12 protein-coding genes and 1 pseudogene are annotated in these 13,127 nt (G+C 69.9%); 12 read left to right on the top strand and 1 reads right to left on the bottom strand.

What is annotated here, in order from left to right; translation table 11 throughout:
- Positions 1-18 precede the first annotated feature (18 nt).
- From ACFYNU_RS25970 to ACFYNU_RS26005, 8 genes and pseudogenes are all read left to right on the top strand, one after another.
- Positions 19-198: a hypothetical protein gene (locus ACFYNU_RS25970; RefSeq protein WP_356594450.1), complete on the top strand. Its 180-nt coding sequence runs from the start codon at positions 19-21 to the stop codon at positions 196-198.
- A 327-nt stretch (positions 199-525) separates the two neighbouring features.
- Complete coding sequence (locus tag ACFYNU_RS25975) at positions 526-1,734, top strand: hypothetical protein (protein ID WP_356594448.1); 1,209 nt, start codon at positions 526-528, stop codon at positions 1,732-1,734.
- A complete protein-coding gene (locus ACFYNU_RS25980) occupies positions 1,728-2,636 on the top strand; it encodes an NAD(P)-binding domain-containing protein (protein ID WP_356594446.1) in 909 nt (302 codons plus the stop codon). Before ACFYNU_RS25975 ends, ACFYNU_RS25980 begins: the two co-directional genes overlap by 7 nt.
- Positions 2,633-3,772 (top strand): hypothetical protein, encoded by a 1,140-nt coding sequence (locus ACFYNU_RS25985; protein WP_356594444.1) that lies wholly within the window; start codon positions 2,633-2,635, stop codon positions 3,770-3,772. Before ACFYNU_RS25980 ends, ACFYNU_RS25985 begins: the two co-directional genes overlap by 4 nt.
- Before the next feature lie 92 nt (positions 3,773-3,864).
- Positions 3,865-4,608 (top strand): hypothetical protein, encoded by a 744-nt coding sequence (locus ACFYNU_RS25990; protein WP_356594442.1) that lies wholly within the window; start codon positions 3,865-3,867, stop codon positions 4,606-4,608.
- A 134-nt stretch (positions 4,609-4,742) separates the two neighbouring features.
- A complete protein-coding gene (locus ACFYNU_RS25995) occupies positions 4,743-5,042 on the top strand; it encodes a hypothetical protein (protein WP_356594440.1) in 300 nt (99 codons plus the stop codon).
- Between the two features lie 4 nt (positions 5,043-5,046).
- Complete coding sequence (locus ACFYNU_RS26000; RefSeq protein WP_356594438.1) at positions 5,047-5,409, top strand: hypothetical protein; 363 nt, start codon at positions 5,047-5,049, stop codon at positions 5,407-5,409.
- A 987-nt stretch (positions 5,410-6,396) separates the two neighbouring features.
- A pseudogene (locus ACFYNU_RS26005) lies at positions 6,397-6,795 on the top strand (IS5 family transposase); the annotation flags it as partial.
- Positions 6,796-6,895: 100 nt separating this feature from the next.
- Here ACFYNU_RS26005 and ACFYNU_RS26010 read toward each other — a convergent pair.
- Positions 6,896-7,921, bottom strand: coding sequence for a helix-turn-helix transcriptional regulator (locus tag ACFYNU_RS26010; RefSeq protein WP_356594434.1), 1,026 nt, complete (start codon positions 7,919-7,921; stop codon positions 6,896-6,898).
- Between the two features lie 1,350 nt (positions 7,922-9,271).
- On the opposite strand from ACFYNU_RS26010, the gene ACFYNU_RS26015 reads away from it, so the two are divergent.
- From ACFYNU_RS26015 to ACFYNU_RS26030, 4 genes are all read left to right on the top strand, one after another.
- Positions 9,272-10,288, top strand: a complete 1,017-nt coding sequence (locus tag ACFYNU_RS26015; RefSeq protein ID WP_356594432.1) for a hypothetical protein — start codon at positions 9,272-9,274, stop codon at positions 10,286-10,288.
- Positions 10,285-11,040, top strand: coding sequence for an ATP-binding protein (locus ACFYNU_RS26020; RefSeq protein ID WP_356594430.1), 756 nt, complete (start codon positions 10,285-10,287; stop codon positions 11,038-11,040). Before ACFYNU_RS26015 ends, ACFYNU_RS26020 begins: the two co-directional genes overlap by 4 nt.
- 107 nt (positions 11,041-11,147) lie before the next feature.
- Positions 11,148-11,831 carry a WhiB family transcriptional regulator gene (locus ACFYNU_RS26025; protein ID WP_356594428.1) on the top strand — a complete coding sequence of 228 codons (684 nt, stop codon included), beginning with the start codon at positions 11,148-11,150 and terminating at the stop codon, positions 11,829-11,831.
- The coding region (locus ACFYNU_RS26030) for a hypothetical protein (RefSeq protein WP_388767366.1) at positions 11,828-13,127 on the top strand (1,300 nt) is incomplete at its 3' end. The genes ACFYNU_RS26025 and ACFYNU_RS26030, both read left to right, overlap by 4 nt.

Raw genomic sequence — 13,127 nt, forward strand, 5'->3', positions numbered from 1 at the left:
TGTCGAAAGGCGCCTCCCATGGCCGCACCCACAGCAGCAGCACAGCCAATCCGAGACGAGCGGCTGGTCGAGCTCGAAGAGACCATCCACCAGGGCGGTTTCTGGCGGCTCGTGCCCGAGTCCGTGCCCCGCGTGTACGCCCCGGTCGACCGGCCGCTCCTCGCACACGTCGAGACCTGTTTGCGGCGGCTGACGTGAGGGCGGGTCGCGGCGCTGCGGTCCTTGAGCCCAAGGCCGCCAGGGGATGCGGCGTGTGCGCGGCGCTGGCCGAGCAGCGCGAGACCGCTCGGAGTCAGGGCGGCGTGCCGACGGTCGAGGACTGCAACGTCGAGTTGCGTTCCCATCCTCATCACGTCAGCCCCGCGCGGCGGAGTACCCCATAGCCCCGGCTCCGTCCGCCGCGCTGGTGCAGGAAGGGCACCGGCGCGGTCGGGCGGGGCCGGATCAGAAGTCCGTCCGGCTGGACCCCATCGGCGGGGACGGTCGGCAGCCGGACGGGCCCCAACTCTCGCCTAGGAGGCGGTCGTGACCCTCACGACAAACGAACGCACAGCGGCGGCGAACCCGACGCGACTGCACAACGTGACCCGGCGGGCCGTCTCCCGTGCGGTCAAGGACCTGTGGCCGAACAAGCGAATCGTGCTGGGCACGCCGTGCCCGAGCGTCACGTCCTACGTCTGCCGGATCAGAGTGGACGGCGAGACGCTGATCGCGAAATACAGCTGGCTGGGCATGTCCCTGGTGTCCGTCCTTCGAGGGGCCGGAGGGACCTGGAAGGACGTGCGTCAGGCGCAGGAGGTGTATCTGCGCAGCACCGATCTGGTCACTGCGCGCGAGGCCCGGAATCTGGAACTGCTTCGCGAGCTTGGGCGCCCGCGCGTGTGCGAGACAGTTGCCCTTCACCAAGGGGTTCTGCTCACCCGCCTGGTGCCGGGGACAACGTTGGCCGATGAGCTGACGGTCCGCCCGTGGGAGACAGGTGACCTCCTGGACGCGGCTCTCGCCGCTCTCGGAGATCTGCACGGGCCTGTGGGCGCCCGGCTCCTGGGCGGGGCCCGGCCGATCGACGAGCGGTCCGTCTCCGGGGTGTTCCGCAGGAAGTTCAACGGCCTGAGTGCCGGGGCCTATCTGAGGGCGCTCGGTCAGGACAGCGGGCTTCCGGAGTATGCGCGTGAGGACGTCGTGGAGCTGGTGCAGCACACGGTGTGGCGGCTGCTCCGGATGGGAGCGGCGATCTCGTCCGGCCGGAAAGTGGCGGTGTACGGGGATCTCAAGCCTGAGCACGTCTACATCGACGGTCCGCGTCTGCACTTCATCGACCCTGCCGTGCAGTGGGCAGGCGGCCCGCACCCGGACATCGCGAAGCTCATCGGCCGCTCGTTGCTTCTCGCGACCGGCCACCCCGACCGGGAGGCCGGACAGCAGATCGTGCGGGGGATCGCCTCCACGCTCACCCGCCAGGTGTCGGCGGTACCCGCGCACGAACGCGCGGACTGGCTGCGCGAGGTCCTGGTGCTGTTGCTCATGGACACCGTGAACATCCTCAGCACCTGCCTCAGCGCACCGCGCGGGCTTCCCCTGGCGCCCCATCAACAGGCGCTCGTCGCGCAGGCCCATACGGTCGCGGGGATCGTGCACCGGGTGAGCGGCCTCCTCACCGGGACGATGGCCGGGCCGCGGCTCCTGGACCTCGTTTTCTCCGAGGTCGAGCACACCACGGGCAGAAAATGGTGACCGGCGCCGTCGTGGGCATCGTCGGTGCGGGCGCCATCGGGCAGACCCTCGCCGCCGGCCTCGTCGCCGCCGCGCTGCCGGACCGGCTCCTCGTCGTGTCCCGGCAGCCGGACCAAGTCCGCGCACTGACCGCCGACCTCCAGGACCTCGCCCACGCCGCCCGCTCCCGCACCGTGGTCGAGCCCGGTGACGTGGCAGACCTCCACGGGTGCGACGCGGTCATCGTCGCTCTCCGGACGTCCTTCACCAACACGGCCGTGGCCGACATCCGGCGCGGCGGCGCCACGGCCAACGCCCCGGCAGTCGGCATCCTGGCCCGCCTGTTACGGGGCTTCGGCGGCACCGTCCTGGTCGTCACCAACCCCGTGGACCTGATGGCCCGTCGCTTCGCCGAGGTGTCCGGCTGCGCCCGGGTCTTCGGAGTCGGCTCGAATCTCGACTCGGCCCGGTTCCGGCTGCTGATGGCCAGACACGCCCGCGTCCTTCCGGAGCAGGTGCACGGCCACGTGATCGGCGAGCACGGCGACCGCGCCGTCATCTGCGCTTCGTCAACCACCGTCAACGGCCTGCCCGTTCACGTCCCGATCCGGGCGGTCGTGGACGAACTCCAGCAGCGGCCGGCGCTCATCCGTACCGGCATCGGCCGTACCCGCTGCGGACCTGCCGGTGCGGTGCTCTCCACGCTCCGCAAGAGCCTCGGCCTGGTCGACGGGGTCGAGGAGCTGTCGACGCCGTACCAAGACGTTTGGCTCGGCATTCCCATGACGTTCACGGCCGGTCGCGCCCTGGCGTGCCTGCCGCACCTCACCGGTCACGAGCGGCGGCGGCTGGACGCCGCCGCCACCAGCCTCCGTGACGCCTACGCCCGCATTCCCGAACACACCGAGAGGATCGCCCCATGATCAGTGCTACCCGACTTGGCGCTGCCACGGCCGCCGTGAACGTCCTGAGTAACCACAATGAGGTCACGGACTGGGCCCTGCGGTACTTCGGCCCGTGGTGGAACGCCACTACCGTCACGGCCGGCGACGTGCCTGTCGCCGAGGCCGCTGTTCTCGCGAACGTCGACAAGGCTGCCTACGAGGAGACCAGCATCCTGGTCCGGGACGGCCGGCCCACGACGGCGGTGGACTACGCCAAGCACCCGATGCTCGTGGCGCGCGACGGCGAGGACATCATCGCAACGTCACCCGACGAGGACATCGCCTACCGGAGCACCCCCTCCACCGGCCGTCTCACTCTCGCCGGCATCGACTCGTTGACTCTGGCCCTGGCCGCCGCGCGCCTCGCCCGCGAGTCGATCCGCGGTCAACTCCTTCGCGCCGGCTGGGCTGTCCTCCACGCCTCCGCCGTGGTGCGGGAAGCCGACGGAGCGACGGTCCTCACCTTCGGCGACAAAGGCGCGGGCAAGACCACTTCCGCGCTGCTGCTCGCCTCGCACGGCTGGCAGCTCCTCGCCAACGACAGGGTCCTCGTCCGCCCGCTCGGGGAGAGCGGTGTCGAGGTCCTGCCCTGGCCGTCCGCCGCCGCGCTCGGCCTCGGCCTCCTGCACGCCCTCGGATGGGACACCGTCGCACGGGGCCACCTGCGGGCCGGCGGCAACTTCCACCCCACACAGCACGCGTCCGTGACCGCTGCCCTTCTGGACGGCAACCACGCGCCGCTGTGGGACAGCAAGGGCAAGGAGCGGAAGGTCCAGGTGTTCCCGGACCAGTTCCCCGCCCTTTTCGATGTCCCCCTCACCACCGGGGGGCGGGCCGCCGCGTTGCTGTTCCCCCAGGTCGATGCCGACGCGGCGCCCGACGTCGTGGACGGCGTACGCGCGCTCGGGGAAGCGGACTTCATGTCCGGCGCCACGGAGGACCGCTACCCGGACATCTTCGAGCTGGCCCAGGGTGTCGACGGTGGCGGCCGGGACAGCGTCCGTACGGAGGTCGTGATGCGTCTCGCCGCGCTGCCGCATCACGCGGTCCGGCTCAACCACGACATCCCGGCCAGCACCGCCGTGCTGGGCAAGATCGCCGACACGTCGCGCTGACCGACCAGACTCCCGCCCCCGGCTCCGCTGGCCTCGTCGCGGGCCGGGGCGCGGGCACCATCCGTCCACTCGCTCTTGAAAGGCATCTCGTGATGACCACTGACAAATCCGACCTCTCCGCACTGGAGAGCGTCCTCGCCAAGGCGGTGGAACAGGCCGGGATCACGGGGCTCGTGAACCGACGTGGCGCTGACGAAGACGAAACCCTGGAGCTGCGGCTGAGCAACAGCAGACGGTTGCCGTTTTCTCTGACCGCAGATGAGGCCACCACGTGGCTCGCGGCGGCGAGTATCGACGCAACCGCCGTCTACCAGGACGCGTACCTGGTCATCTCGCTGCGCGGCAAACCGAGCGTTGACCAGATGGTGGAGCGGCTACTGCGGCCCTTCATGTACGCGGAGTCGGTGTGTGATCGCCTGCACGACGCGCTCGCGCAGCACCAGTTTCATGCGCCAGTGTCGCTCGCGGATTCGGGATCGATGGTTCTGCTTCTCCGTGACGACAAGAACCTCGACGTGGCCGTCCGGCTGGCTGCGGTGCTGGGGGCCGGCGACATCGGGGACGGTCTCAAGTTGTACCGGCCCAGCGGAGTCCTCAAGTTGGCTGCCCGGCTCCGGCTGCTGCTCACCGGAGCCCTGGGCCCGGGTGTTGGCGTTCTGGCCGAACCCGGCTGTGCCCACGCGGATCACGGCCTCCGCGTCCGCCTGACGGTGGAACAGGGCTTGCGGCTCGCAGGGAGGATCGCGGCCGAACCGGTCCGCGCAGAGCAGGACGAAGCCTCCTCGCCCGTGGAGGATGCCGAGATCCCGCCGGTGTGGATCTCATGGGACCCCTGATCCGATTGACGCTTACAGGCGCCGCCGTTGACCTTGACCAACTCACCGCCGAGAAGGCCGGAGCCTGGAGCACCGTCCGACTGATCACCCGCCCCCTTTTGGGCGGGGCAACCCAACCAGAGAGCTACGCACCCATGTCTGCATTCCGATGCCCCCGCGACTGTGCCGCCATCCGCAACAGCTACCAGCCGTACACCCTCATCGACACACTCCGCGACGCCGACGAAGACCTCGGCTCCAGCCGACCGGTCAGTGTGTCGTCCCTGGAGATCTCCCTCCTCGGCTTCCGGGCGCGATCCGAAGGCAAGACCGGACTGGCCGCGCTCAAGGCCATGCGCCGCGACCACCCCGTCCTGGTCCACGGCCTCTACACCTACCTCAGCGTCATGGCACTCGTCCTCGCCCTCGTCGCGGCCACCACGATCGGCGGGTGAACTCATGCCGACACGCCGACGCCACTGTGCACGCCTGCGCCGGGAACCACTGAGCAACTACGAACGCAACATCCGCCGCATCCTCAACCCGCCTCCACTGACGCTGCGCGACCGTCTGCACCTCGTCGCTGGCAGGGCGGAGAACCTTTGGTGGCGGCACGTCACCCGGCGCGAACTCTTCCGCCAGTTCGACACCCTGAAATGCGCCGCACCCCCTTACACCCCCACGACCGACGCCGAAGTGCGGCGCCGTCTCGCCCGCCTGGCCACCGACTACCACGAAGCCACGGTCCGCTCCCGGACGACATCGACCGCTTCAGCGCCCCACCCCGACATCAACCTTGCCAAGCCCCAAGCCGCCGAATAGCCGAGGACGGCGTGAGCGCTCCGCCACCGTCATCGTGGCCATTCCGAAGGAGATGCGCAGTGAGTGAACGGACCAGCCAGGTCGTATACGTGGCGCTGCTGTGCGGGCTGGTAGCCGTGCTGTACGTCGGCGTGTTCGAGGGGTAGGCGTCTGATGGAACGGACATGGACCGTCGGCCTGTGCTGGCGCTGCGAGGACGGTGGTGTGCCCGTGCTGTGGCTCGGCCCCGTACAAAGCGCGGAAGCTGGCGACGCCCCGTTCTTCTGCTGCGCACCCTGCGTGCGGCGTCTCGAGGCTCTTGTGATCGCACACAACCGGCACAGTGTGGTCGTGGATGACAACCCGGTCACGTCGACGCTCGCCCGGCCGAACGGAGCGTAGGCGCGAGATCCGGCCACTACGCCAAAGCGCTCGCTCCCTCCTAGTTCGGGGCAGCGACGAAGAACCGGCGGGACGCCACGCTGCATAAGCTCAACGTCCCGTTGGGGGCGAGGACCTGGTACTTCGGTGCCAGGTCCTTCGTTCCTTCTCGGCGTGCGCCCGGTCGGTGCGCCCACGGGCGCACCGACCGTGGCAGTCCCGGCCGATCTGGGTCACGACGGGCCGGAGCGGGTCGATTCTTCGAGGTCAAAGCATTACCGCAAGTCAGATGGGGTATCGGACCTTGTTCTTGAACGCTGCCGCGCCGGTACGGCGCTGGCGCTCCCGGCCCCTGCCACTACCGCCCCACCCTAATCCGCCTGGAACACCTGCCTCCTCGTTGAGGGTTCCACTCACTGAAGGACCCCATGACTCCGGACCGTTGGCATCAGCACTACGTCACCTTCGCCGACCGCGTGAGCGGCAAGCACGCCATCGCCGACCGCGCCTCGGCCCCGCCCTGCCCGCAGCCGAGGCGGGCGGGCAGCTACCCGGCTGCTGATTCCTCAGCTAGGACTTGTCCGGCCGATCATGTGACTACTCCGTGCCCGAGTCGTTCCTGTGGGCATGGGGCGGGGTGATCTGACGGATACCGAGTGGGAACAGCTTCGGGCGTTCCTGCCGGTGACCAATGGGTGTTGTGGCAGGTGGCGGGATCACCGGCAGGTGATCGATGGGATTCTGCACCGGTTGCGGACCGGAGTGCAGTGGCGTGATCTGCCAAAACGTTGCGGGCCGTGGAAGACCGTCTACGAACGCCACCGCCCGTGGTCCGCCGACGGCACCTAAGAGCGTCTGCTCCAGCAGGTCCAGGCCGCGGCCGATGCCGCAGGCGAGATTGACTGGGACATCTCGGTCGACTCCACCATCCTCCGCGTGCATCAGCATGCTGCCGGCGCCCGCACCGACCCGCCTCCAAGAGCAAAAGCGGCCGAAGAGATGGAACACCAGAGGCCCACGCCGGGGCGCCGCTTTCCCCCGATCCGCCTCAACCGCGCCTGGCGAGATACGCAGCGGCGGAGATTGCATCATCCCCAGGTAATCATGGTCCCCGACGCCCAGGTGGTCACGAGGCCGCGACGTCCGCAATGCGCTCGGCCCCGCCGCTAGGGCCTCGGGCATCGAGTTGGTACCGGCCATGGGCGGCTCCGCTCCCCGTGCTCTGGCCTACCCGTGGGAACGGCGCCTCTGCCGCCTGGTCCATGTACGGACGGGCGGGCCGGTCCGCTCTGGGAGGGTTCACGAACTCCCTTGGCCGTGCGGGGAGTTCGCTGTGTTGAGGTTCCTGGAGCATGGTGAAGACGATGAGGCGGCTGTCGGGCAGGGACGCCGGGTGGAGGGTGTGGCTCACGAGCTCGACGGTCCTCCAGCCCAGCGCCGGCACCCTCATCCGGTGGAGTTGGCCGTCACGGTTCTCAGCGACCTCGGAGGCCGATTCCCACAGGTGGAGCACGTCGGGGTCCGCGCGGACCTCTTCGACCAGCCGGGCCAGTTCGGGGTCGTCGCGCCGGCCCGCCAGGGCGAACTTCAGCAGTCTGACCATCCTGTTGGCGTGATCGCGCCATTGGTGGTGCTGTACACGCGCTTCGGGTTCGAGCAGCCCCCACTTCAGCAGGTTGGCGCCGGGCGCGGTGACCCACGGCCACCACGCGGCCATGAAGCTGTTGTAGGCGAGGACGTTCCAGTGGCGGTCGCACAGAAGGCTGGGTGAGGGCTGCTCCTCGATCAGCAGGCGCATGGCCTCTTCCAGCGGGGGGCGCCTGTCGGGGTGGGAGACGTCGAAGGTCGTGCCGACGTTGTGCAGCAGCAGCGCGTGACGGGCGTCCGGGTCGAGCCGCAGGAGGCCGGCCAGGGCGTCGCACTGTTCGCGCGAGAACCGGGCTGGTGCCGCACCGCGCTCGATACTGCCGTAGGTGCGGATCGCTATGCCCAGGACCCGGGCGACCGGAGGCTGGGTGAGGCCGGCGGCCCTGCGCCAGGTGCGCAGGAGATGGCCGAATCCCATGCGCCTTTCGGCAAAGGGCAGTTGCCCGGGAAAGCTCTCCTCGTCGGCGGATTCGCTGTCGCCGGGCGTCGGTCCGGTCGCGTCCATGAAGTTCCCCTCTCGCTGTGTGCGGCGCGGGCCGCGATGTTTCCGGGCAAGGAAAGGGCCCAAGTTCACCGGCCCCGGCCCTGTGTCCGCGACAGACCATACGCAATACCGAATGAAGATCATCCTGAGTTCAACAAGCCTGGCGCTGGACATCCCGCGACACTGATCCGCGAAAGGGACATGTCGACCGGCAGGAAAGCAGCGGTCGCCGGAATCGGCAAAAGCTTGCCGATTTTCGTTTTCCGGGCCGCCGCGCCCTCGGCCGCCCCCTGACCGACTCCCTGCGTCACGCATGTCTGCCCGTCATTTCCCTTCCACCGCAGGCGACTTACGCGCTGGGAGCGGCGGCGGGCGCGGGTGGCATGCCGGGGAATCTACGCGCGTCAACTTGGACCGGACCAGTCATTGACGCCGACGCGAGACCTTCGCTTAGATGCCTCTGAGCAGCGACGTTCAACGGAAAGTTGCAACAAGGAGGGGCGTTCAGAGGTGAAGATCATCACGAGAGGTCCGGCCGGACGCCGACGTCGGGCGGGCCGCTGTGACGGCCGGGGATTCCCACGCCCGGTGAATGCGCGAACTGCCCTGCGGAAGCTGGTGAGTTACCGATCATCAGATCTGCTGTGGCATGCCCTAATCACCCGTCCTGCCAGATCCGGCAGGGAGCTGCGGCACACGGAAGAACAGCTTCAGGAAGCGGTGACCCGTATCGCCCTCAGGCCGCGAGCGCGAACGGAAGAATCACAATCCGGAAACCACTATGCAGCGCTGCATTCTCGGCTCTCTCCACGGCCCGGCATCCCGGAACCTCCTTCGGTAACTTTGCAGCGCGGCATTCTGGAGGGTTTCGACAGACGGAATCCAGCGCTCTCCCTGCGATATTCCGGACGGCGCTCCCTTCCCCCGGGCGGCCCCGCCCCGACGCCGACGCCTGCGACTTCTAGAAAGTTCTAGAACCACCTGTGGACTGTTGCCGGAAACGGCATTTATGTTCGTCGTCGCTCGCCGGGCATCCCGCCCAGCGGCGGGCACGACAAGGAGGCGCGCCGCGTCACGCGCAGCACAGAAGAGCCGGGCAGCCGGCCCTGAAACGGCGACGGCGCCCGGGAGTTGCTGCTCCCGGACGCCAAAGCGGAAGTGACGCTCCGTGCACGTGTGAACCGAGCGTCACCCCAACCACCGCACCGGCCCTTCCTACGGGGCATACCGGCGCGGCCTTCACCACAGAGGAGAGTGTTCCATGCCGCCTGCCCCGCGCAAAAGGGCGAAGGTCCCCCGCCCGATCGCCGACGTCCACCGTCGGCGGCAGGTCGTACCCGGCTTCGCGCGGCTGTGCGGGGGCGGTATCTGATGGCGCGGATCCGGACGATCAAGCCGGAGGCGTTCGAGTCGGAGTCGCTCGCGGAGTGCTCGGTGACCGCGACGCTGACGTTCTTCGGTCTGCTCACCCTGGCGGACGACACCGGGCGCTTCCGTGACCACCCGGCGATCATCGCAGGCAGGTTGTGGGCGCTGCGCGCCGAACACACCCCCGCCCACGTCGCCCGGGATCTGGAGGAGCTGGCCGCCGCCGGAGTGATCTGCCGCTACACCGGCTGCGACGGGCGCAGCTATCTGCACATCGTGACGTGGCAGCGGCATCAGAAGATCGACCGCCCGTCCGCCTCGCGGGTGCCCCGCTGCACGGGGCATCAGGCGGAGCAGAAGTGCGGCTCCTGTACCGAGGGTCCCTGCCCCACCACCCGCTCGGACCAGGTTTCGACGAGTCCTCGTCGAGGGCTCGATCACCCAGTATCGCCCGATACGCCACCGACCGGCCCCCGGGCCCCGGCCGGTGCCCCCGCTGAGGCGAGCGGTGTCCGCCTGTCGGCGCGGCCCAGTTCTCCTGGCGGAGAAACAGCAGGTCAGGGGCGTTTCGTGGAAGCCTCGCCGCATCCTCGCGAGGGCTCGTCGTCTGGATCTAGGATCTTGGATCCTGGATCTGTACCTAGGGGGCGCGAGGCGCCCGCACCTCCCGCCCTCCCGGTGACGGTGTCGGCGAAGGAGCTGGTGGCGGAGTACGTCGCCGGATGTGCGCGCCGTCCTCCGGAGGACTTCCTCGCCCACCTGGGCCGGAAGGTCAAGGTCCTGCTGGAGGAGCGGTTCGAGCCCGAGACGGTCCGTACGGCGCTGGAGCGGCTGCGGGCCAAGGGCCTGCACCCCAGCGTCCTGCCGAGCCTGGTGAACGAGGTCCTCAACGCCTCACCGCAGCACGGCCCGTCGGCGCTGTCGTCCGCCTCCGGCGCGGGGCCTCTGGCCAGCGCTGCGTACACGCCGTATCTCAACCCGGCCACGCCGGAGCCGACCACGTTCGGAGGCAGCCTGTGACCCGCGTACACCTCAGCGGCCCGCAGCCCGCGATCTCGGACCGGCTCCGCACACGCCTCCAGGCGCAGCTCACCGCACGGGGGATCGACCCGGCGACGGCGCTGCCCGACCGCCCGGAGCCGGACCCCGCGCTTCAGGCCGCCCAGAAGCGGATACCCGTTGCCTACCGCGACGCGGTCGCTGAGCATCCCGCCGTCACGGCGTGGGTGCGCGCGCTGGCGGACGCGTCGGTCGCGCCGTCCACGGGTACGGCGAATCCGCCGTACGGGACCACCGGGCGGCGGCGGCTCGCGCACGGACCCTCGCTGCTGCTGTGGGGCAGCACCGGCACCGGCAAGACCCACCAGGCATACGGGGCGATCCGCGCGCTGACCGCCGCCGGGTGCGGGGTGGCCTGGCACGCGACCACCGCCGCCGACCTCTACGCCCAGATGCGCCCCCGCCCGGGAACGGACCTGGAGCACCTGCTCTACCGGCTCACCCGGGTCCCGCTGCTGCTCCTGGACGACCTCGGCGCCGCCAAGGGCTCGGAGTGGACCGAGGAGATCAACTTCCGGCTCCTGAACTGGCGGGCCGAGAACCGCCTGCCGACGCTCGTCACCAGCAACCTGCCGCCGCTGCGCGACACCGGTACCCCGGCCGGGCAGCCGGTGCTGCGCGACAAGGTCGGCGACCGCGTCCTGTCCCGCCTGTCGGGCATGTGCACCGCGGTCCAACTCACCGGGCCCGACCGCCGCTTCACCCGCCGCTGAACGCGGCCACCCCCTCATCCCCGTACCAGCCCTCACCGCCGCACCGCACCGTGTCCGCCCCACCGGTGCCCGCCGTGCCGGCAGCGAGCCGTGAACCGGAGAGAACGTTGCGCCACATCACCACCCACACCACGCCGGCCACCGGCCTGCGCTCCATCGCCGACACCAGCTGGCACGTGCGCGGCGCCTGCTACGGCATGGACCCCGAAGAGGCCGACGAGTTGTTCTTCCCGCGCCCGCGCGACCTCTGCGCCATCGCCGAGGCGAGAGCCCTGTGCGCCCAATGCCCCGTACGGCGGGACTGCCTCAACCACGCCCTGGAGAACAAGATCAAGGAAGGCACCTGGGGCGGCCTCACCAAAGCCGAGCGCCGTCCCTGGCACGACGGACTGCCCCAGCGCATGGACTACGACCGTGTGATCGCGTTCTTCAACGGCCGCGATGTCCACCTCACCACCCGCGAGCGCCAGGCCGTTGTCGACCACGCCTACGTACGCGACTGGCGACCGTCCCGACTCGCCGTCGCCCTGCAGATCAGCCCCCAGCACGCACGTGACCTGCTGCGGCAGGTCGCCAACAAGGTCTTCGACCGCGACCGCTACCAGGGCATCCCCAGAAAGAAACGCAAGCGGGCACCTGCGCCGCCGAAGACGGACAAGCCGCCCGCCGACGGCACAAGCGTCACCGGACGACCCAAGTCCTGGCCTGACGGCACAAGCGATCCGGGCCGGCCGGTGTCGCGCCCGGTCCCGGCCAGCACGGCGAACGCCTCGCTCGGAAAGGCAGCATGAACAACCTCCTGTCACCTGGTTCGATCACCAGCCTGCCCGTGCTTCTCGCGGCCGGGATCGCGATCACCGGTGTGCTGTCCCTCGCCGTGGCGGGGTGGACGAGCCGCCGCCGAGCGGCACGAGAGCCGCGTCCGGCGGGCAGTCCGGCGGTGAAGGTCGCCGCGCTCGCCGCGGTCGGCTGCACCGCCTACAGCGCCGACACCAGCTGGCGCTTCGCCGCCGACTACCTCGACATGGCCGGCACCCTGGAGCGCGCCGCGATGTTCGGCGCCGCGGAACTCGCCCTGTTCGCCACCGCCCTGATGGCCCGCCAGAACCTCAACAGCCAGGGCACACCCGGTCTGCCCGGCAGCCTGGTCTGGGTCATCACCGGCGTGCAGATCATCCCCGCCTACGCCGAGTCCGGTCCGGTCGGCGGCACCGTACGGGCCTTCGTCGGCCCCGTCATGGCCGCCATGCTCTGGCACCTCGCCATGGGCATCGAACTGCGTCTCCACAAACCGGACGCCGCCTCGCAGGGTCTGCTCGCCAGCCTCGGCCGCGAAGCACGCGAGCGCCTCCTCTCACGTCTGGGCATCGCCGCCCGCGACCGCGACGCCGCACAGATCACCCGCGACCGCGCCACCACCCGCGCCGTCACCCTCGCCACCCGCCTCGCCGACCACACCCCCGCCCAACGACAGAAATGGCGCGGGCGACGCCTCACACGGAAGCTGTCGAAGGCACTCGGCAGAGCCGCCGTCGGTACGGACCCGAAGCAGCGTGCGCAGCTGCTCGATCAGCTCGCCGCCCGCCGGCACGCGCCCACGCTCGCCACCGTCCCCCTCCCCTCACCCTGGACCACAGGACACGACGAACCGGGTGGACCGGGGTCAGCCGCGGTCCCCGGCGACGGTCCCCGCACCGATACCGAACCCATCGGGGACCGGACAGCCGGGACCGAACGGGGACCGGTCCCCAACAACACACACCACAGCACGGGGACCGACATGGGGACCGGAAGGGGACCGGTCCCCGAAAGCCGGCACCAAGACGCGGGGACCGAAGCCGTCGAGCCGGGGACCGAAACGGGGACCGGTGCCGTCGAACCAGAGCCCAACGAAAGGCCCAACAGCCCATCGGGGACCGAGCAATTCACAGGCGAAACGCCTGCTCACACCCCCCAACCACACCGGGGACCGGCCGGGACCAGCACGGGGACCGAAGGGGACCGGGAACCGAGCGGGGACCGGGGACCGAAGGGGACCGAATCGGGGACCGGGCGTGGCGGGGACCGGGGACCGACCGAGACCGAAT

It is taken from the genome of Streptomyces sp. NPDC006643, from assembly GCF_042870175.1.
Lineage (GTDB): Bacteria > Actinomycetota > Actinomycetes > Streptomycetales > Streptomycetaceae > Streptomyces.